The sequence below is a fragment of the Streptomyces sp. NBC_01283 genome (genome assembly GCF_041435335.1).
Classification (GTDB): Bacteria; Actinomycetota; Actinomycetes; order Streptomycetales; family Streptomycetaceae; genus Streptomyces.
In genome coordinates this window covers 2,406,842-2,426,907 of sequence record NZ_CP108430.1, presented here as the reverse complement: position 1 = coordinate 2,426,907, position 20,066 = coordinate 2,406,842, and the positions used below count along the sequence as shown (strand labels likewise).

At 70.1% G+C, this 20,066-nt stretch carries 18 protein-coding genes; 11 read left to right on the top strand and 7 right to left on the bottom strand.

The features are described 5' to 3' along the window. Window positions 1–174: 174 nt before the first annotated feature. The 3 genes from OG302_RS11010 to OG302_RS11000 are packed head-to-tail and all read left to right on the top strand — an operon-like array spanning window position 175 to window position 3,226. On the top strand, window positions 175–1,098 hold the full coding sequence (locus tag OG302_RS11010; protein ID WP_371526626.1) for a carbohydrate ABC transporter permease: 924 nt from the start codon (window positions 175–177) through the stop codon (window positions 1,096–1,098). Next, complete coding sequence (locus OG302_RS11005; protein WP_371526625.1) at window positions 1,095–1,937, top strand: carbohydrate ABC transporter permease; 843 nt, start codon at window positions 1,095–1,097, stop codon at window positions 1,935–1,937. Before OG302_RS11010 ends, OG302_RS11005 begins: the two co-directional genes overlap by 4 nt. Beyond that, window positions 1,937–3,226 carry an ABC transporter substrate-binding protein gene (locus OG302_RS11000; RefSeq protein ID WP_371526624.1) on the top strand — a complete coding sequence of 430 codons (1,290 nt, stop codon included), beginning with the start codon at window positions 1,937–1,939 and terminating at the stop codon, window positions 3,224–3,226. The genes OG302_RS11005 and OG302_RS11000 overlap by 1 nt, the downstream gene beginning before the upstream one ends. Before the next feature lie 59 nt (window positions 3,227–3,285). On the opposite strand, the gene OG302_RS10995 is transcribed toward OG302_RS11000, so the two are convergent. Both OG302_RS10995 and OG302_RS10990 read right to left on the bottom strand, forming a co-directional pair. Continuing rightward, window positions 3,286–4,026 carry a response regulator gene (locus tag OG302_RS10995; RefSeq protein ID WP_371526623.1) on the bottom strand — a complete coding sequence of 247 codons (741 nt, stop codon included), beginning with the start codon at window positions 4,024–4,026 and terminating at the stop codon, window positions 3,286–3,288. Then, the gene (locus OG302_RS10990; protein ID WP_371526622.1) at window positions 4,023–5,225 is read right to left on the bottom strand and encodes a sensor histidine kinase; all 1,203 of its coding nucleotides are present in this window, start codon (window positions 5,223–5,225) and stop codon (window positions 4,023–4,025) included. The genes OG302_RS10995 and OG302_RS10990 overlap by 4 nt, the downstream gene beginning before the upstream one ends. 279 nt (window positions 5,226–5,504) lie before the next feature. Between OG302_RS10990 and OG302_RS10985 the strand changes: the two genes are divergently transcribed. Further along, a complete protein-coding gene (locus OG302_RS10985) occupies window positions 5,505–7,724 on the top strand; it encodes an MMPL family transporter (RefSeq protein WP_371526621.1) in 2,220 nt (739 codons plus the stop codon). 30 nt (window positions 7,725–7,754) lie between these two features. Here OG302_RS10985 and OG302_RS10980 read toward each other — a convergent pair whose 3' ends face one another. Beyond that, window positions 7,755–8,867 carry a hypothetical protein gene (locus OG302_RS10980; protein ID WP_371526620.1) on the bottom strand — a complete coding sequence of 371 codons (1,113 nt, stop codon included), beginning with the start codon at window positions 8,865–8,867 and terminating at the stop codon, window positions 7,755–7,757. 81 nt (window positions 8,868–8,948) lie between these two features. Here OG302_RS10980 and OG302_RS10975 point away from each other — a divergent pair, with 81 nt between their 5' ends. The 3 genes from OG302_RS10975 (at window position 8,949) to OG302_RS10965 (ending at window position 11,873) form a co-directional block, all read left to right on the top strand. Beyond that, on the top strand, window positions 8,949–9,395 hold the full coding sequence (locus OG302_RS10975; RefSeq protein WP_371526619.1) for a MarR family winged helix-turn-helix transcriptional regulator: 447 nt from the start codon (window positions 8,949–8,951) through the stop codon (window positions 9,393–9,395). A 65-nt stretch (window positions 9,396–9,460) separates the two neighbouring features. Next, window positions 9,461–10,681, top strand: a complete 1,221-nt coding sequence (gene mgt / locus OG302_RS10970) for a macrolide-inactivating glycosyltransferase (protein WP_371526618.1) — start codon at window positions 9,461–9,463, stop codon at window positions 10,679–10,681. Window positions 10,682–10,904: 223 nt separating this feature from the next. Next, the gene (locus tag OG302_RS10965; protein WP_371526617.1) at window positions 10,905–11,873 is read left to right on the top strand and encodes a CDP-alcohol phosphatidyltransferase family protein; all 969 of its coding nucleotides are present in this window, start codon (window positions 10,905–10,907) and stop codon (window positions 11,871–11,873) included. Window positions 11,874–11,964: 91 nt separating this feature from the next. Here the strand turns inward: OG302_RS10965 and OG302_RS10960 are convergent, their stop codons facing one another. Further along, window positions 11,965–14,226, bottom strand: coding sequence for an MMPL family transporter (locus OG302_RS10960; protein WP_371526616.1), 2,262 nt, complete (start codon window positions 14,224–14,226; stop codon window positions 11,965–11,967). A gap of 369 nt (window positions 14,227–14,595) precedes the next feature. Here OG302_RS10960 and OG302_RS10955 point away from each other — a divergent pair, with 369 nt between their 5' ends. The 4 genes from OG302_RS10955 (at window position 14,596) to OG302_RS10940 (ending at window position 17,883) form a co-directional block, all read left to right on the top strand. Further along, a complete protein-coding gene (locus OG302_RS10955) occupies window positions 14,596–15,804 on the top strand; it encodes a S8 family serine peptidase (RefSeq protein WP_371526615.1) in 1,209 nt (402 codons plus the stop codon). Window positions 15,805–15,870: 66 nt separating this feature from the next. Then, window positions 15,871–16,434, top strand: coding sequence for a DUF1697 domain-containing protein (locus tag OG302_RS10950; RefSeq protein WP_371526614.1), 564 nt, complete (start codon window positions 15,871–15,873; stop codon window positions 16,432–16,434). Further along, the gene (locus OG302_RS10945; RefSeq protein ID WP_371526613.1) at window positions 16,427–16,810 is read left to right on the top strand and encodes a DUF4440 domain-containing protein; all 384 of its coding nucleotides are present in this window, start codon (window positions 16,427–16,429) and stop codon (window positions 16,808–16,810) included. The genes OG302_RS10950 and OG302_RS10945 overlap by 8 nt, the downstream gene beginning before the upstream one ends. Before the next feature lie 32 nt (window positions 16,811–16,842). After that, window positions 16,843–17,883, top strand: coding sequence for a ketopantoate reductase family protein (locus tag OG302_RS10940; RefSeq protein ID WP_371526612.1), 1,041 nt, complete (start codon window positions 16,843–16,845; stop codon window positions 17,881–17,883). Here the strand turns inward: OG302_RS10940 and OG302_RS10935 are convergent. The 3 genes from OG302_RS10935 to OG302_RS10925 are packed head-to-tail and all read right to left on the bottom strand — an operon-like array spanning window position 17,876 to window position 20,063. Next, on the bottom strand, window positions 17,876–18,385 hold the full coding sequence (locus OG302_RS10935) for a GNAT family N-acetyltransferase (protein ID WP_361839133.1): 510 nt from the start codon (window positions 18,383–18,385) through the stop codon (window positions 17,876–17,878). The two genes, OG302_RS10940 and OG302_RS10935, sit on opposite strands and share 8 nt — an antisense overlap. A 47-nt stretch (window positions 18,386–18,432) precedes the next feature. Further along, entirely contained in the window at window positions 18,433–19,290 is an 858-nt protein-coding gene (locus OG302_RS10930) for a hypothetical protein (protein ID WP_371526611.1), read from the bottom strand. An 11-nt stretch (window positions 19,291–19,301) separates the two neighbouring features. Continuing rightward, the gene (locus OG302_RS10925; RefSeq protein ID WP_371526610.1) at window positions 19,302–20,063 is read right to left on the bottom strand and encodes a sirohydrochlorin chelatase; all 762 of its coding nucleotides are present in this window, start codon (window positions 20,061–20,063) and stop codon (window positions 19,302–19,304) included. Window positions 20,064–20,066: the final 3 nt, after the last annotated feature.

Here is a 20,066-nt window from a genome sequence, read left to right as displayed (position 1 = left end):
TCCCGCACCGCTCGCTGCGTTCGCCACGCAGCCCGGCGCACAGTCTCCCATTCGCACAGGCCAAGGGGTTGCGAGGCCTGCGTAGCTGCTTGACGTATCAAGATCCCATCAGCACGATGACGGGGGCCGCCTGGGCGGCCAAACCCCGATGAGCCGCCCAAAGGAGCCGATTCCGTGACATTGGCGACCGCGACAAAGCGGTCAGCGAACGGCGCGTCCGCCCGCAGAGGCGCGGACCACGGCGCCTGGTTCCTGGTGCTGCCCGCGCTGATCCCGATCCTCGTCCTCAGCGTGGGCCCGCTCCTCTACGGCATCACGCTCGCGTTCACCGACTCCCAGTCGGGCCGCACCGAGCCCACCGAGTGGATCGGCCTCCTGAACTTCCAGGACCTGCTGCACGACACCCTGTTCTGGGACTCGTTCCGCATCGGCCTGCTGTGGGCGGTCGGCGTCACCGTGCCGCAGTTCCTGCTCGCGCTCGGCCTGGCCCTCCTGCTCAACCAGAACCTGCGGTTCCGCTGGCTGGCGCGGTCCCTCGCGATCATTCCGTGGGCGATGCCCGAAGTGGTGGTCGGCATCATGTGGCGCCTGGTCTACAACCCGGACGCGGGCGTCCTGAACGAGACCCTGAGCGACCTCGGCCTGGGCGACGGCCGCGACTGGCTCACGGGACTGAGCACCGCACTGCCCGCGGTGATCGTCGTGGGCATCTGGGCCGGCATGCCGCAGACCACCGTGGCGCTGCTCGCCGGGCTCCAGAACACCCCGCGCGAACTGCACGAGGCCGCCGAGATGGACGGCGCGGGCGCCTGGCGCCGCTTCCGCACGGTCACCTGGCCCGCCCTGAAACCGGTCGCCCTGGCCATCACGGCACTCAACTTCATCTGGAACTTCAACTCCTTCGCCCTCGTCTACGTCCTGACGAACGGCGGCCCCGGCGGCCGTACCCGCCTCCCCATGCTCTTCGCCTACGAAGAGGCGTTCCGCTACGGCCAGTTCGGCTATGCGGCGGCGATGGGCTGTGTGATGGTCGCGGTGATCTCGGTCATCCTCGCGTTCTACCTCGCGGGCCGGCTGAGGGGAGGCGACGAGAAGTGAGCACCACACGCACCAGCAAGCCCGCACGCGCCGGGCAGTATCTCGCGCTCCTCGGCTACCTCGTCTTCCTCGCCTTCCCCTTCCTCTGGCTGATCTCCACGGCCTTCAAGCCGCCGCGAGAGCTGGCGAGCCTGCACCCGACCTGGATCCCCAAGGACCCCACCCTCGCCAACTTCCGCCAGGCCTTCGACGAACAGCCGCTCCTGCGCGCCGCGGGCAACTCCCTGATCGCGGCGGTCTGCGCTGCGCTCATCGCCGTCGCCATCGCGACACCCATGGCCTACGTCATGGCACGGCACCGCACGCTCCTCGCGCGGGCGGCCACAGGCTGGGTCGTGGTCAGCCAGGCGTTCCCGTTCGTCCTGGTGATCATCCCGCTCTTCCTCGTCCTGAAGAACCTCGGCCAGATCAACTCCCTGCCCGGCCTGATCATGGTGTACGTCGTGTGGTCGCTGCCCTTCGCGCTGTGGATGCTGGTGGGCTATGTGCGCGCCGTGCCCACGGAGTTGGAGGAGGCGGCGGCGGTCGACGGCGCGGGCAAGCTGCGTACGCTCGTCTCGGTCACCGCGCCGCTCCTCGCGCCCGGCATCGTGGCCACGGTCCTCTTCGCCTTCATCACCGCGTGGAACGAATTCTTCTTCGCGCTCGTGCTGCTCAAGACCCCGGAGAAACAGACGTTGCCGGTCGTCCTCACGCACTTCATCGGCGCGGAGGGTGCCGCCGACCTCGGCCCGCTCGCCGCGGCCGCGTTCCTGGCCACCCTTCCCTCGCTCGTCATCTTCGCGGTCATCCAGAAGCGGATCACCGGCGGCATGCTGACCGGGGCGGTGAAGAGCTGATGCGCGCACGGATCGCCACCGCGCTGACCGCGGCCCTCGCCCTGCTGCTCGCCGGATGCAGCGGCGATTCCGACGGGTCCGACGACGGGAAGATCACCCTCCGCTTCCAGTCGCTCGCCTGGCAGAAGGAGTCGGTCGACGCCAACAAGGAACTCGTCAAGGAGTGGAACGCCACCCACCCCGACGTCAAGGTCGAGTACGTCCAGGGCAGTTGGGACAGCGTCCACGACCAGCTCCTCACCTCCTTCGAGGGCGGCGAGGCACCGGACATCATCCATGACGCGTCGGACGACCTAGCCGATTTCGCGTACGGCGGGTATCTCGCCGACCTGGACGAGCTGCTCCCCGACCGGCTCAAGTCCGACATCCCCGAGCGGAGCTGGCAGACGACGACGTTCGGGGACGGCGTCTACGGAGTGCCGTTCCTCCAGGAGCCCCGCGTCCTGATCGCCAACGCGAAGTGGCTGAAGAGGTCGGGCGTACGGATCCCGACCCCCGAGAAGCCGTGGTCCTGGGACGAGTTCCGGGCGGTCTCGAAGGAACTGAGCGACGGCAAGGGCAAGTACGGCGTGGCCTGGCCGCTCAAGGAGCCGGTCTCCGCGACGCTCAACCTCTCGCTCTCCACCGGCGGCCGGATGTTCCACCGCGGCGACGACGGCAAGGTCGACATCCGCTTCGACAAGGCCGACGCGATCATGCCGCGCACGGTCCACGACCAGGTCAACACCGACAAGAGCGCGTCCGGCACGACCTTGGGCATGGGGGGCTCGGACACGCTGCCGGGCTTCTTCGGCGGCAAGTACGCGATGGTCCCGCTCGGCTTCTCCTACCGTCAGCAGATCGTCCAGCAGGCGCCCAAGGGCTTCGACTGGCAGGTGCTGCCCGCCCCGGCCGGAGCGGAGGGGCTCGCGCAGGGCGTCAGCCCGCAGACGCTGTCGGTCTCCGAGGACACCGCACACAAGAAGGAGGCCGTCGAGTTCATCGACTTCCTCCTCCAGCCGAAGAACATGGTGCGCCTCGCGCAGGGCGACTGGATGCTGCCGACCGGCGAGCAGGCGCTGAAGGACCCGGCGCTGCACACCAAGAAGAACGACTGGGCGACGGGCACCGCGCTCGCGAAGGACCTCCGCTCGGCGCCCGCCCAGTCGGTGCGCGGCTACGCGGAGTGGAAGGACAAGGTGGCGACCCCGGCGCTCCAGGAGTACTACAGCGGGGCGATCGACATGGACGAGCTGCGCAAACGGCTGGTGACGGACGGAAACCTGGTGCTCAAGAGGTATCAGCGCTAGGTACCCGCGCTAGGTATCCGCGCTAGGTATCCGCGCCAGGCCACCGCCCGCCCCGGCGCTCAGGTGCGGGAGCCGTTCCCCTGACCTGCCCGCACGAGCCCCGATTCGTACGCCGCGATGACCGCCTGCGCGCGGTCGCGGACGCCCAGTTTCGCGAAGATGCCGGTGGCGTGGTTCTTCACGGTCTGGACGCCGATCTCCATCCGCTGCGCGATCTCGGCGTTGTCGAGGCCCGCGGCGATCAGCCGGAGCACGTCTACCTCGCGCGGCGTGAGCCCGGCGAGGTCGGCCGTCGGCGGGTGCGCGGCCGGGGCCGGGGTCACGAAGGTGGCGAGCAGCCGGGTCAGGAGCCGCGGGGCGACGACGGCCTCGCCGCGGTGGACGGTGCGCAGCGCGGCCACCAGCTCCTCGGGGGAGACGTCCTTGGGCAGGAACCCCGAGGCCCCCGCCCGCAGGGCGCCCACCACGTGCTCGTCCATGTCGAACGTGCTGAGCGCGAGGACCCTGCACCCGGGCAGCTCGGCGGCCAGGCGTTCGGTGGCCCGGACGCCGTCGAGCACGGGCATGCGGATGTCCATCAGGACCACGTCGGGGCGGAGTTCGAGGGCCGCCGCGACGGCCTGCTCGCCGTCGCCCACTTCGCCGACGACCCGGATGGCGGGGTCCGAGAGCAGGATCAGCGACAGGCCACGGCGCACCAGCGGCTGGTCGTCCGCGATGAGCACGGTGATGCCGTCGGGCTCGGCTCCGGAGTCGGTCCCGGGCTCGGGTTCGGGTCCGGGTGCGGTGGGGGAGGTCATCGGGTCCTGTCCTTCTCGTACGTGTCGGTGGACAGCGGCACGCTCGCGGTCACCGCGAATCCGCCTTCCGCGCGGCTGCCGGCCCGCAGGGAGCCGTCGTGCAGGGCGACGCGCTCCCGCATGCCCAGGAGACCGTACCCACCGCCCTCGCCCTTCCCGCCATGCGCCCTGCCGTCACCGGCACCGTCGTCGGCCACCTCGACGGTGACGCGGTCCTGGAGATAGGCGAGCCGCACCGTGGCGCGGGCGGGGCCCGCGTGTTTGCGGGCGTTGGTCAGCGCCTCCTGGACGATCCGGTACAGGGTGAGACCGACCGGCATCGGCAGCGCCACGGGCCGCCCGGTGACGTGGAGTTCGGCCGGCAGGCCGGCGGCGGTCGAATCGGCGACGAGCCGCTCGATGCCGTCCACCCCTGGCTGGGGCTCCGACGGCGCCTCCGGGGTGTCGGTGCTGCGCAGGACCCCGAGGAGCTGCCGCATCTCCCGCAGCGCCGTGCGGCCTGACTCCTCCAGGGTCACCAGGGCCTCGCGGGCCGTGTCCGGGTCGCGGTCCAGGGTCGACCTGGCCCCGCCGGACATCAGGTACATGGTGGTGATGTGGTGGGCCACGATGTCGTGCAGCTCGCGCGCGATGCGGCGCCGTTCCTCGGTCACCGCGCGATCCGCGAGGAGCTTGCGGTTGATGTCCAGCTGCCGCTTCCACTGCCGCACGGCCAGGCCGATGGCGACGATGAGGCAGGGCGTGACCAGCACGTCGGTGAGGCCCACCCCCAGGAAGGGCACGTCGTTGTTCAGGTAGCGCGCGAGCTGCACGGGCGCGGTGGCCAGGACGCTCAGCGCCACGGCGCGCCGCTCGCTGTGCCGGGCCACGGTGTAGAGCGCCACCGCGACGGCGCCGCCGTAGCTGTTCGACATCGGCGTGCCCGGGTCGACGGCGAGGCCGAGGTTGACGGCCAGCTGCACGGTGAGGACCACGGCGAGCACCGGCACGGCGTGATGGCGCCTGAAGAGCAGCGGGACCACGGACGAGACGACCAGCAGGACACCGAGGACGGTGACGGGTGCCCCGGGGGCCTCCTCACCCGGGGCGAGGTAGGCCAGTACGTCGAGCCCCACCGCGACGACGGCGACCGCCACGTCGCCCGGCGTCGGCCGCGGCCCGCCCGTGGGCGGTGCCGGTGGGAAGAAATCGCGGCCCATCCGGGCGCCTCCTGGTCGAGCGTCGAGCCGTGCCGCGGGTCCTGAAGTTCCCGCCTTTCCCCACCCATTAGATCCCGGACCGCCGGGCCGGTGATCGGCGCATGGGGGGTTCTTCCGCCCAGTACTGGAGTACTGCCCGCGACGGAGTACCGGACCACGGTCAGGGGTGCGTCCCCTTCCGGCGGCCGACGTTCTCAAGGGGTGTTCCGTGATGACCTGTTGGAGCCTCGAGGAATTCTCCTGGCCATTCCGCCGCCCGGGAAAAAGCAGGGACAAGAAATGATCCGCAAGCTGACCTCGTTCTCCACCCGACATCGATGGCTGACGATCGTCGTCTGGACCATCCTCGGAGCGGCCCTGTCGCTTGTGGGGAATGCGATGATGTACGACGTCACCGACTCCCAGGCGGGGGATTTCCTGCCCAAGAAGTACGACTCGGCCGTCGCCCTGCGCATCGCTGAGGACGAGTTCGGCACCAAGCCCGACCCCAACGCCCTGACCGTGCTGGTCGGCAGGGACGACGGCAAGAGGCTCACGGCGGGCGACCAGCGCCGGATCGCCGCCACCGCGGCCGATCTGGGCCGGGAGCGGATCGTCGCACCGAAGCCCGAAGAACTCATGAAGGACCACTCCCAGACCCCGCGGGTCTCGCCGGGAGCCGTCGCCCCCGACAAGTCCTTCCGGCTCCTGACGGTCTCGCTCTCCGGAAATCCCGCCGACCCGGGTCTGCAGGACGTCTACAAGAAATTCCGGGACGGCGCGAAGGACGAATTCGCCGCCGACGGCCTGCGGGTGGGATTCACCGGCGGAATAGCCTCCACGGTGGACAACACGGATGCCGAGGAGCCCACGGGGAAAGTCGTCGGCAGCCTGACGATGGGCCTCATCGTCATCCTGAACGTGCTGGTGTTCCGCAGCCTGGCCGCCGCGTTCGTGCCGCTCATCGCGGTCGCGCTGATCGGCGGTGTCGCATCGGGAGCGGTGGTCGGCGCGGCGAAGCTCTTCGGCATCGACCTCGACCCGTCCACTCCCTCGCTGATCGGTGTCGTGCTCCTGGGAATCGGGATCGACTATTTCCTCTTCCTGATGTTCCGGTTCAGGGAGCAGCTGCGGAACCATCCCGAGCAGAACGCCCGGTCGGCCGCGGCCGAGACGACAGGGCGCGTGGGCAGCGCGATCACGTCCGCGGCCCTGACGATCGTGGCGGCGTTCGCGACGCTCGGCCTGGCGAGCTTCGGGCAGTTCCGGGTCCTCGGCCCCGCCATCGCGATCTCCGTGCTCGTCATGCTCCTCGCCAGCCTCACGCTCATGCCCGCCCTCCTCGCCGTGCTCGGCCGCGGCATGTTCTGGCCCGCCCGCGCCTGGAAGAAGGAGCGCACCGGTGGGATCAGCGCCCGCCTGGGGCACGCGGTGACCGCACGGCCCGTGCGGTACGCCCTCGGCAGCCTGGTGCTGCTCGGCGCGCTCGGCGCCGGCGCGCTCGGCATGAAGATGAGCTACGACCAGCAGGGCCTGCACGAGACCGCCGCGGTCCGGACGGCGGAGCAGATCTCCCGCAGCCTGCCCGCGGGTGTGTCCGACCCGCACAGCGTGTACGTACAGAGCACCGACGGCCGTGACATCAAGGCGAGTTCACTCACCGGCATGACCCGTGGCCTCGCCAAGGCTCAGGGCGTCGGCGAGGTGGGCAGGCCGGTCCTCAGCAAGGACCGCACGGCCGCGCGGATCGACCTGTTCCTGAGCGTCGAGTCCGATACGCAGAAGGCGCGCGACCTGGTCTCCGGGCCCGTCAGGGACACGGCAGCGCGGACCACCCCGCAGGGCACCAAGGCGTACGTCACGGGAACGGCCGCCGTATTCGCCGACATCTCGACGGCCGTGGAGAAGGACCTGCGCCTGGTGTTCCCGGTCGCCGCCCTGCTGATCGCTGTGATCCTCTTCCTGCTGCTGCGCTCCCTGCTCGCACCGGTCGTCCTGATGATCGCCGTGGGGCTCGGGTTCGTGGCCACCCTTGGCGCGAGCACACTCCTCTTCCAGCACGGCCTCGACCGGCCCGGGGTGTCGTTCACGCTGCCCCTGGTGCTCTTCCTGTTCGTCGTCGCCCTCGGCACCGACTACAACATCCTGATCACCGACCGGATCAGGGAGGAGATGGAGAAGCCGGTCCCGGCGCGGCACGCGGTGGCCGAGGCGGTCCGGCACACCGCACCCGCCGTCGCCACGGCCGGCATCGTGCTCGCGGGTTCCTTCGCCAGTCTCGCCGCGAGCCCCTCCACCCAGGAGATCGGCTTCGCCACCGGCCTGGGGATCCTGCTGTCCTCGCTCGTGCTCTCCCTCGTCCTGGTGCCCGCGCTCGCCGCGCTCCTCGGCCGCGGGCTGTGGTGGCCGCGCAGGTCGGACAGGACCCGGGGCCGCCACCACACACCGGACGCGCCGCCGCCCGCCCCCGAGGAGTACTGGCCGCAGGCTTCCGCCCGGGCGTACTCCGAACGGCACTAGGCGGCACGGCCGGTACGGCGTCGGTGGCCGTCACACGGCCACCGACTCCTCCATCTCCTCTTCCTGCTCCCGCTGCTCCCGCTGCTCCCGCTGCCCGTGCCCGGCCTCGCCGCCGGTCGCGGGCACGGCCACTGCTGCGCGCTGCCGCCGCTCCCAGAGGGCCGCGATGCCGGTGATCACCAGGCCGAGCAGCAGCCACGCGGCCAGCGTCCACACGTGCTGGGCCATGCCCCGGCCGCCGAAGTAGAGGTGGCTGCGGATGCCCTCGACGAATCCGGCGCCGTTCCAGAAGGCGTGCAGCGAGCCGAAGAAGCCGTTCTGGAGTTCCGGCCTGAACAGACCGCCGGACGACGTGAAGTTGAGCATCACGAAGAGGATCATCATCGTCAGCGTCGTCCAGCGCTTCAGGAACGTGTGCAGCCCGATGCCGACGAACAGGATCCCGGCCGCGTACAGCCACGCCATGGCCCACACGCCCCACAGGCCCTGGTGCGCCAGATGGAAGACGGGTCCGGCGAGCGCCGCGCCGATCAGGCTCACGGCGAACGAGACGCCGACGACGAGCCCCGCGCGGGCCCGCATCCGCATCCCGGCGCCCGCGGCGCCCAGCGCCGCCACGGACGCGTACGAGCCGATGCTCACCGCGACGAGCAGGAAGAACAGGCCCTGGCCCGTGGGGTCGTCGTCGACGGTGGGCGCGACATCGGTGACCTTCAGCGGGACGCCCCGCTCCGCCGCGACGGGCGTGAAGATCTTCTCGACCGCCATGGCGCTCATGTCGGAGCCCGCGGTGGCCACGATCACCTCGGGGTGCCCGGCGTCGGGGACGTAGGCCCCCGATATGTCCATCGACCTGAGCGCGTCGACCGCCTGCGCGCGGGAGCCGACGGTCCGTACGTCGAGGGCGTCGCCCGCCTTGTCCTTGACGGTCTGCGCGAGGGCCTGCGTCTGCTCGCCCGATCCGACGACGGCGATCGGCATGTCGTGCGGCTCCGGTGTGACGAAGGCGCCCATGTAGGCGAGGCCCATGCCGAGGCACATCAGCAGGGGCGTCACGAGATGGAGGAGGACATGGCGGAGTGGTCCGGAGGCGGTTGCCGGGCCGGCTGATGCCTTGTGGGCGGGCGCCGAGGTGGCGGTCATCGGAAGACCTCTCGCAATAGTTGGCTTATACACTCAATCTTGGTGTTGTACTGTACAACCATTCGTGGAGAGGGAGAAATCGTGGCCGACCGGGACGGGTCCATCGAGATCATTCAGCGGGAGATGACGGCGTTCGCCCGGCGGGCCCGCGCCACCGCCGCGCGGATGCACCCCGAGCTCTCGCTCGTGTCGTACACGCTCCTGAGTCACCTGGAGTACCAGGGCGGATGCCGGGCCACGGACCTCGCCGCGCACTACACGCTGGACAAGTCGACGATCAGCAGGCAGGTGGGCGCGCTGGAGAAGTCCGGTCTCGTGGAGCGGCGGCTCGACCCGACCGATCACCGCGTGCACGTACTGCACCTCACCGAGCGGGGCATCGAGGTGCTCGCGCAGGTCACCGACGCGCGCCGGGTCGCGTTCCAGGAGCGGCTCACGGACTGGAGCGGGCCGGACCTGGAGAAGTTCGCCGAGTGCCTGCTGCGTTACAACGATGCCGCGTCGCGGAGCGGCCTGGACGTCGAGTAGGCCGAGGGGGAGTCGATCCCTCTTTTAAGTTGCACGAGACGTCTCGTCTCGTTTAGGGTTCCGGCATGACCACACGCCAGCGTGCCCACATCGCCATGTTCTCGATCGCCGCGCACGGGCACGTCAACCCGAGTCTCGAAGTGATCCGCGAGCTCGTCGCCCGCGGCCACCGCGTCACGTACGCGATCCCGCACCTCTTCGCCGAGAAGGTCGCCGAGACCGGCGCCGAACCCGTCCTCTTCGAGACGACGCTGCCGGCCCCGGACGACGACCCGGAGGCCTGGGGGACCGAACTGATCGACAACATCGAGCCGTTCCTCACCGAGGCGATCGAGACGCTGCCGCAACTGGCGGCGGCGTACGAGGGTGACGAGCCGGACCTCGTCCTGCACGACATCACCTCCTACCCCGCACGCGTGCTCGCCCGTCGGTGGGGTGTGCCCGAGATCTCGCTCTCGCCGAACCTGGTCGCCTGGGACGGTTACGAGGAGGAGGTCGCCGAGCCGATGTACGCCGACCTGAAGGAGACCGCGCGCGGGCAGGCCTACTACGCGCGCTTCCACGCCTGGCTGGAGGAGAACGGGATCACGCAGCACCCCGATCCCTTCGTCGGCCGCCCGCCGCGCTCGCTCGTCCTGATCCCCAAGGCGCTCCAGCCGAACGCCGACCGGGTCGACGAGACGGTGCACACGTTCGTCGGCGCCTGCCAGGGCGACCGCTCGGCGCAGGGCGACTGGCGGCGCCCCGCCGGTGCGGAGAAGGTGCTGCTCGTCTCGCTCGGCTCGTCCTTCACCAAGCAGCCCGCCTTCTACCGCGCGTGCATAGAGGCCTTCGGGGATCTGCCCGGGTGGCATGTGGTGCTCCAGGTCGGCAGGCACGTCGAGGCGGGCGAACTGGGGGAGATCCCCGGGAACGTGGAGGTCCGGCAGTGGGTGCCGCAGCTCGCGGTCCTCAAGCAGGCCGACGCCTTCATCACGCACGCCGGAGCGGGCGGCAGCCAGGAGGGGCTCGCCACCGCGACGCCGATGGTCGCGGTGCCGCAGGCCGTCGACCAGTTCGGCAACGCGGACATGCTCCAGGCGCTCGGAGTGGCCCGGCACGTACCGATGGAGGAAGCCACCGCGGAGGCCTTGCGGGAGGCCGTACTGGGCCTGGCCGGTGACCCGGAGGTGGCGCGGCGCCTCGCCGAGGTGCGGGCCGGGATGGCGGGGGAGGGCGGCACGAAGATGGCCGCGGACCTGATCGAGGAAGAACTCGCGAAGGCGGCCGGACGGGGTGAGGTTTGATGCTCCGCGAGGCATTTCCGTTGCGCCCCGGCCCATTCTGTTACGAGCCTGTCATTCGATAACGCTCAGGTAACGCAGGGTGGTTCTGGCATAGGTATTGACTCGTCCTGAAAGGTTGACCGTTACCCCCGGCCAAAGGTTGCACGGTCAGGTTCTTGTTCCTTGAACCAATACCTTCTTAGCGTGAGGTGAACGTTCCGCGAACGCCAGGAAGTTGACCCCCATGCGACGAGACATACCGCCCCTCGACGAGGTGCGCCGCATCACCCAGAAGAAGCGCGATGCGTGGTGGACCGTGATTCTGGTCGACCCCGTCGCCACGCCGCTCGTGCGGTGGACGGCGATGCGGACCAGGATCACGCCCAACCAGATCACCTGGGGTGCGTTCCTGCTGGGGCTCGTCTCCGCGGCGTTCTTCGCGATGGGTGACTGGCAGTGGCTCGTCGCCGGTGCGGTCGTCTATCACTTCAGCTTCATCCTCGACTGCATGGACGGGAAGGTCGCCCGCCTCACCGGCACCGGCTCGGTCTTCGGCGCGTGGCTCGACTTCGTCTTCGACCGCATCCGCGTGATGGCGTGTGCGGTGGCGCTGATGGGCGGGCAGTTCCACCGCACCGGTGATGCCTTCTACATCTGGGCCGCGGTCGCCGTGGTCGCCCTCGACACCCTGCGGTACATCAACGGGCTCGAGATCTTCAAGATCCGGCACACCATGCGCAAGCAGATCAAGGTCCGCATGCGGGCGGCCCGCCGGGCCGAGAACGAAGCCGAGCTGGCGTTCATGGAGGACCTTCTCCGGGACAACCCCGAGGCCGACATCGAGCAGGACATGCAGAAGGCGCAGTCCGAGCAGGGGGTTCCGGAGGCCCCGGAGGCTCCCGAGCCCGCGCCCAAGCGACAGGTCATCGACCTGCACCAGGAGTTCCGGGGCAAGTTCCCCGCGTATCTGCGGGCGCGGTCCTTCCTGCTGCGCCACCGGATCCGTACGCACCTGGTGAGCGGCATCGAGTTCCAGATGGGCGTCTTCATGATCGGCCCGATCTTCGACGTGGTGCTGCCCGCGACGATCGTCTCCGGTGCGCTGCTGCTCGTCTTCGAGCTCGCCATCATTTACAAGCTGCTGCTGTCCACGCGGGACTTCACGCGGACGATCGATTCCTTCGAGGAGCGCAAGCTCATGGCCGCGGTGTAAACGTCACCGGCCTCGCCGAGTTCGTCCTCAAGCGCCGGACGGGCTGGAAGTATCCGGATGGGCTGGAGATCTCCAGCCCATCCGGCGTTCGTCAGGCCCGCACCTGCTCCGCCTCCACCGCCGGAGCCACCTGCCCCTCCACCACCGACTCGTCATGCGTCAGGTCCGGCAGCCACCGCAGCCACCGCGGCAGATACCAGTTCCGCTCGCCGAGCAGTGCCATCACGGCCGGGAGCAGTACCCCGCGGATCACCGTCGCGTCGATCAGGACCGCCGCCGCGAGGCCGACGCCCATCTGTTTCATGGACTGCATCGACAGCGTCCCGAAGATCGCGAAGACGGCGACCATGATCACTGCCGCGCTCGTCACGACCCCCGCCGTGGTCACCACGCCGTGGCTGATCGCGTCCTTCGTCGTACGTCCCTGAAGCCGCGCCTCCCGGATCCGGGAGACGACGAACACGTGGTAGTCCATCGACAGGCCGAACAGGATCACGAACAGGAACAGCGGCAGCCACGCGATGATCGCGCCCACGCCCTCCGCGCCCACCAGCGAGGCGCCCCAGCCGTGCTGGAAGACCATCACCAGGATTCCGTAGGCCGCGCCCACCGACAGCAGGTTGAGGACGATCGACGTGATCGCGATCGTCAGCGAGCGGAACGACAGCAGCATCAGCAGGAACGCGAAGGCCACCACGAACGCGAAGACCGGCGGGACCGACGACGAGAGCTGGTCGTTGAAGTCCTTCGATCCGGCCACCTGACCCGTCACCGGTGCCTCGACGCCGTCGACCTCGCCCAGCGTCGCGGGCCGCACCGTGTCCCGCAGGAGGTCGAGGCTCTTCTCGGCCACTCCTTGATCGGAGCCGCCGACCAGCGGCACAGTGAGAAACGCCACGTTCTCCCGCTCGTGCACCTGCACGTCGACCGGACCGTCGGAAGCCCCCGAACTCACCGCCTGCTTGCGGAAGTCGGCGATCGCCACCCGTACCGGAGCCGCCTCGATGTCGTCGGCCTTGACCACGACCTCGGCGGGTTCCGAGCCACCCGGAAACGCCTCGTTCACCCGGTCGTACGTCGCCACGATCGGCAGCGAGTCACCGAATTCCTGGTTCAGCGTGAGCTGTTGGGTCTTCATGCCGAGCGCGGGCAGCGCGATCGCCGCGAGGACGCCCGCCGCGATCGCCACCGACACGGCAGGGCGCTTCAGGACCCGGCCGACGACCGCCCGCCACAGCCTGCTCTCGCTGGGCACGCCGCCCGCCCGCTCCCTGCGCCGCAGGAACGGCACACGGCCCTTCTCCACCCGCTCGCCGAGGAGCGAGAGCAGCGCGGGCAGGACCGTCACCGAACCCACCATGGCGACCGCGACCACCATCAGCGAGGCGACGCCCATCGCCTCGAACTCGCCGATGCCCGTGAACAGCATGCCCGCCATCGCCACGCACACCGTGATGCCCGAGACGACCACGGCCCGGCCGCTGGTGGCCGCCGCGATGCTCAGCGCGGTCTGCGCGTCACGGCCCTTGGCGCGCTCCTCGCGCTCGCGCCGCAGATAGAAGAGGCAGTAGTCGACGCCGACGGCGAGACCCACCAGGAGCATCACCGAGTTCGCCGTCTCGCTCATCGGCTGGACCTGGCTGACCACCGCCATCAGGCCCATCGTCGCCATGATCGCGGTGATGGCCAGGGCCACCGGAAGAAGCGCGGCGACCAGCGCGCCGAAGGCGATGAGCAGGATGCCGAAGGCGACCGGCACGGCGGAGTACTCGGCCTGCTGGAAGTCGTTGCCGAGGGCGTCGTCGAGCGTCCTCTGCATGCTGGCGCCGCCGATCTCCTCGATCCTCAGGCCGTCGCGCCCGTGCGCGTCCGCCACCTTGTCGACCGCGTCGAGGACAGGCCCGACCCGGTCGCCCGCCGTCTCGTCGTCGCCGCGCATGTCGAACCGCACCAGCGCGCTCCGGCCGTCCCTGGACACCGAGTCGCTCTTGTACGGCGACGTCACCGCCGTCACCTCTCCGGTGGCCCCGACCGCCTTCATGACGTCGTCGACGGCCCGCCGGAAGCGCGGGTCGGTCGCCTTGAGGGCGTCTCCGCCGGTCTCCTTGGCCTGGATCAGGACGCTCTCGCCGACCGGTTCCTTGATACCGGCGTCGTCCACGATCCGTGTCGCCTGGTTGATCTCTCCCTTGAGGTCGTTCTGGTCGACGTCGGTCCGGCCCACGGCTGAGCCCAGGCCCATGGACACGACGACGAAGAGCACCCAGATGCCCACGGCCGCCCATCGGTGCCTGGCGCTCCATCCACCGGCCCGAGCGGCTATCCCCCGTACTCGCGTCTGCTGATTCCCCATGGCTCGAAGCTAGGGCGGGGCCGGTATTCGCTCGTCGTGCTGGCCGGTGAACCGGGTGGGCGCGCTCTCCTCCCTGCGGACCGGGAGCCCTCCTCGTCAAGAAGGAGTCCGGCCGTCACAAGCCCCTTACATCTATGACGACTTGAGAGGGTTGGGCCGCCCCGTGTCCGATCTGGCGGCGGGGGCCCGTTTTGTTATTACAGAACCTTGTTGAACAAGTCACAGGTGCATGTAGGTATTGATCTGGGCGCGTCAATCAGACATGGTTTCGTCCCAACGCCCGGAGATCTTCCGGATCTCGAGGGCTGTTGCAGTGAAGTTTTGAAACCCCCCACATCCCCCCACATCACCACGAGGAGATCCCTCTTCATGGCAACTCACAAGCGTGTCCGCTCGGTGAAGCTTGTAGCGGCGATAGCCACCGCGGCCACCGCGGTCGGCGTCACCGTCTTCGCCACCTCGTTCGCCGGCGCGGCAACCCCCGCCGAGGGCAAGGTATACGGAGCCAACGCCAAGGGCGCCGTCTCCGGCAGCTACATCGTCATGCTCGACGAGAAGGCCGACAAGGGCGCCAAGTCCGACCTCGCCGACAAGTACGGCGGCGAGCTCAAGCGGAACTACTCCTCCGCGATCAACGGCTTCTCCGCCAAGGACCTCAGCGAGACCGAGGCCAGGCGCCTGGCCGCCGACCCGGCCGTCGGCAAGGTCGTCCAGTCGAAGAAGTTCTCCATCGACGCCACCCAGGACAACCCGCCGTCGTGGGGCCTGGACCGCATCGACCAGGCGGACACCGCCGCCGACAAGAAGTACACGTACCCGGACGCCGCCGGTGAGGGCGCCACCGCGTACGTCATCGACACCGGAGTCCGCGTCAGCCACAAGGACTTCGGCGGTCGCGCCAAGTCCGGCTTCGACGCCGTCGACAACGACGACAACGCGGACGACGGCAACGGCCACGGCACGCACGTCGCCGGCACCATCGCCGGTGAGGCGCACGGTGTCGCCAAGAAGGCGAAGATCGTCGCGGTCCGCGTCCTGGACGACCAGGGCTCCGGCACCACCGAGCAGGTCGTCGCGGGCATCGACTGGGTCACCAAGAACCACGAGGGCCCGTCGGTCGCCAACATGAGCCTGGGCGGCGGCGCCGACGAGGCGCTGGACGCCGCGGTCCAGAAGGCGATCGCCGCCGGCGTCACCTTCGCGGTCGCGGCCGGCAACGAGTCCGCGGACGCCTCGCAGGGCTCCCCGGCCCGGGTGAAGGAAGCCATCACGGTCGCGTCCTCCACCAAGGACGACGAGCAGTCGGACTTCTCCAACTTCGGCAAGGCCGTGGACATCTACGCTCCGGGCTCGGACATCACGTCCGACTGGAACACCGATGACAACGCCACCAACACCATCTCCGGTACGTCGATGGCGACCCCGCACGTCGTGGGCGCCGCAGCCGTCTACGTCGCGGCCCACCCGGACGCCAAGCCGGACGCCGTCGCCAAGGCGCTGACCGACGGTGCGACCCCGGACAAGATCTCGAACCCGAGCGAGGGCACGCCCAACAAGCTGCTCAAGGTCGTCGAGTAACACCCACTGACCGACGGCCGCCGCGCCCACCCCCACGGGGCGCGGCGGCCGTCTTATGGTGTGCGGATGACGGTCAAGGCATACGCGGCGCTCCTGCGCGGCATCAACGTGGGCGGCAGCAGAAAGCTGCCGATGGCGGAGTTGCGCCCCCTGCTCGACGGGCTGGGTCTCGGCGACGTACGCACTCATCTGCAGAGCGGCAACGCGGTCTTCACCAGCGAGGCCACCGACGAGGACGCCCTGGCCGCGCGGGTGAGCGAGGCCATCGAGGGGCACTTCGGCTTCGACGTGCAGGTCCTGGTGCGCGACGGCGCCTACCTGAAGGCGGTCGCCGACGCCTGCCCCTTCCCCGCCGCCTCACTGGAGGGCAAGCAACTGCACATCACGTACTACTCCGAGCCGGTCGACGCGTCCCGGCTCGACACGATCGACCGGGCGGCCTTCCTGCCCGAGGAGTTCCGGCTCGGCGACCGCGCGCTCTACCTCTACGCTCCGGACGGCCTGGGCCGCTCCAAACTCGGCGAAGTCCTGGCGCGGCCCGCCCTGTTGAAGGGTGTCACCGCCACCACCCGCAACTGGAACACCGTCGCCAAGCTGGTCGAACTGACCCAGGAGCTGGACCATGGCTGACCGCACGCCCGCCGTCGAAGCGGCCATCGAGGGCGAACTGCGCCTGCTCGCCCCCGAGGTGCGTACGTCGCCCGAGCTGCTCGGGGAGCTGCTGCACCCGGAGTTCACCGAGTTCGGCGCGTCCGGCACCCACTGGGACCGCGCGTCGATCATCAAGGCGCTGGCCGCGAACACGCACCGGACCGGCCGGCCGATCGTGAACTCCCGGATGCGGGGCGTCCAGCTCGCCGACGACGTCGTGCATCTGACCTTCGACACCGAGAGCAACGGCCGCAGGGCACACCGCAGTTCGCTGTGGCGGCTGTACGAGGGGGAGTGGCTGCTCTGGTTCCACCAGGGGACGCCGTTCAGCGTGGAGAGCCCGCCGGAAGCCTGATCCTCCCGGTGCGATGTGCGAGGCTCGGCCCCATGCGTTACATCATCATCGGAGCAGGGGCGATCGGCGGCACCATGGGCGGACGCCTCGCCGAGAGCGGACACGACGTGGTCCTCGTCGCGCGGGGTGCGCACCACGAGGCGGTACGGGAGGGCGGCCTTCGGGTCAGGACTCCCGAAGGGACGGCGACGCACCGGCTCCCCGTCGTCCGGGATCCCGCCGAACTCGGTGAGCTGCGCGCGGACGACGTGCTGTTCCTCGCCGTGAAGACCCAGGACGGCGAGGCCGCCCTCGACGCCTGGAGCGCCCGCCCGGTGGCGGGCGGCGGAACGGCGGGCGAGCTCCTTCCGCTGGTCTGTGCGCAGAACAGCGTGGAGAGCGAGCGCATCGCGCTGCGCCGCTTCCGCCGGGTCTACGGCATGTGCGTCTGGCTGCCCGCGACCCATGTCGAGCCGGGCTCCGTCTCGGCGGCGGGTGCCCCCTACACGGGCATGCTGCACATCGGCCGTTACCCGAAGGGCACGGACGACACCGCCCGCCTCATCTCCGCGGACCTGGAGAAGTCGAAGCTGCTCGCGCCCGTCGTGGCGGACGTGATGCGCTGGAAATACGGGAAGCTGCTCTCGAACCTGGCCAATGCCATCGAGGCGGTCACGGGCCCGTTCTCGGGCGACGAGGCCATCGCGCTCTACCGGCGGGCCCGCGCGGAGGGCGAGGCGGTCTTCGCCGCGGCCGGCATCGAGGCGGTGGGCGAACTGGAGCAGAAGGAGGCCCGCGGCGACCGCATCCGCATGGAGCCCCTCGACGGCTCGGCGCGCGGCGGCGGTTCGTCCTGGCAGAGCCTGAGCCGGGGTACGGGAACCATTGAGGCGGACTACCTCAACGGCGAGATCGCGCTCCTCGGCCGCCTGTACGGGGTGCCCACGCCGGTGAACGCCACCCTGCAGAGCGTGGCGAACGCCTTCGCGCGGGAGCGGCGGGAGGCCGGGTCGATGCCGGTGAACGAGTTGCTCGGCCTGGTGGCCGAGGCGGAGGAGCGGGCCACGGCGGCGGACCGGCAGGAGTTCAGCTGAGCACCGAGGTCATCAGGAGCGTGGTGCGGCCGTTGTCCTCCGGGACCGCGCGGCCCTGGGTGAAGCCCAGGCGCTTCAGGATGGTGAGGGAGGCCGTGTTCTCCGCGTCCACGGTCGCGTGCACCTCGGTCAGCGCCAAGGTCTGATGGCCGTACGAGGTGAGCAGACGGGCCAGTTCCGTGCCCAGGCCCATGCCCCAGCTGCCCCGGAAGAGGCCGTAGACGATCTCGTGCCCGTCGAGCCAGCTCTCGGGTGACGGCTTGATCTCCGCGTGGCCTATGTAGCGCCCCTCGTGCCGCACCGCCCACACCGGGAACTGGTTCTCCGCGTACACGAGGTCGAAGACGCGGCGGAACAGCGCGTGGGTCTGCTCCACGCTCTGCATCCCGTCCCCGAACCAGCGGCCCACGGCCTCGTCCTGGAGGAGTGCGACGAACTGTTCCTCGTCGGCGGCGACATAGGGGGACAGGCTCAGACGCTCGGAACGGAGTACGGGGGTCATCGGCGAGACGGTAGGTGCTGGGAGAACCGCTTCGCAAGCGGATTGGCTCAGCCTGTGGGCCGCGGCAGTCCGATCGGGTTGGGGAAGGGGAGGACGTCCGCCGCCAGGATCTGCCGCACCGGGCGTTCCAGCGCGGCGAGGAGCGTGTCCGCGTCCCGCGCGGCGAGCGGCCGCAGCAGACGCGCCGAAAGCCGGTCCGTGGAGTCCTCGATCAACTCCCGCTCCGTACGGCCTCGTTCGGTGATGTGCCCGTCCCCGTCCACCAGGCCGCGACCGCGCAGCCGGTCCACCGCGTGCGCCCACTCCTGTTCGTCCCACCCCCGGTCGTGCCGGATGGTGTCCTGGTCCACGCGGCCCGTGGCGGCGGCGAGCACCAGCGCCTCGCAGGCGTCGAGGCCGTGGTCGGCGAGCACGGCGACATGCGCGTCGCCCCTGAACTCACGGACGCACGTGACCAGTTGCCACAGCCGCTGCACCGGGTCGGTCCGCTCGCTCACGTCGCGGTTCGCGGTGAACAGCGGGCGGGCCAGCGCCGGGGCGTCCGCGACCATCGCCGCGAGCGGTGGACAGAGGGCGACGGCCTGGTCGTCGATGCCCGGGACGAGGGCGCGCAGGGCCCGCGCGGTGGAGGCGGCACGCTCCTCGACGATCCGGCCCGGCGACACGTACTGCCAGGCGGAGGGCAGGGCCCGCGCCACCATGCCGGGGGCGAAGACACCGAGCGCGGCCGTCGCCGGGCCCGACTCGACCGGGCCCATGGGAGCGGTGCGCGCCGCGAAATAGCCCATCCAGAAGCCCTTGAGGCCCAGCGTCCTGCCCAGATCGCGGCAGTGCTCCTCGAAATAGATCACTGCGTGCAGGGGCTCGGTCCGCAGCCAGAGCGTGCGGGATCTGGAGAGGGTCATGAACCCACAAACTAGGCCAGCACGGGAACCCGCGCCATATGCCCGACCACACCGTTCTCGGCGCACGCCTCGTCGTAACGGCGCACCAGAAGCCGCGCCAGCCCCGCGGAGGGGCCGAGGACTTGGGCCGTGACGTCCGCTTCGGCGGCCCCCCGCTCGATGCGGTCGGGCAGGAAACCGGGCGCGATGACATAGGGCGCCACCGCGACCCTGCGCACCCCCAGGGCACGCAGTTCCCGCACGGCGTCCTCCGTGCGGGGCAGAGATGCGGAGGCGAACGCAGGCCGCACGGCGCACCAACCGGTGTGCCGCCACTCCCGCGCGATTTCAGCGATCACTGCGATCGCCTCCGGGTCCGATGACCCCGCCGAGGCCAGCACGACCCCGGTCGAGGACTTGTCGGCGGGGGTGAGCCCCGCCTCGTACAGCCGCTGGTCCAGAGCGGTCAGGAGCAGCGGCGAGGGGCCGAGTACCGCCGCCTGCCGGATGCGGAGCCGGGGCGGTGCCTGACTCAGGACCGCCGGAATGTCCGACTTCGCGTGGAACGCCCGGGTGAGGAGCAGCGGCAGGGCGATCACATCGCGTACGCCCTCGGCGTCCAGGGACTCCAGGACCTCGGGGACCGAGGGCGAGTTGAAGTCCAGGAACCCCGTCTCCACCCGCAGCCCCGGCCGCTGCTCCCGCACCCGGCGCACCAGGGCGCGCACCGTCGCGGCATGCCGCGGATCGCGGCTGCCGTGGGCGACGACGAACAGGACGGGACGGGCGTACATGGC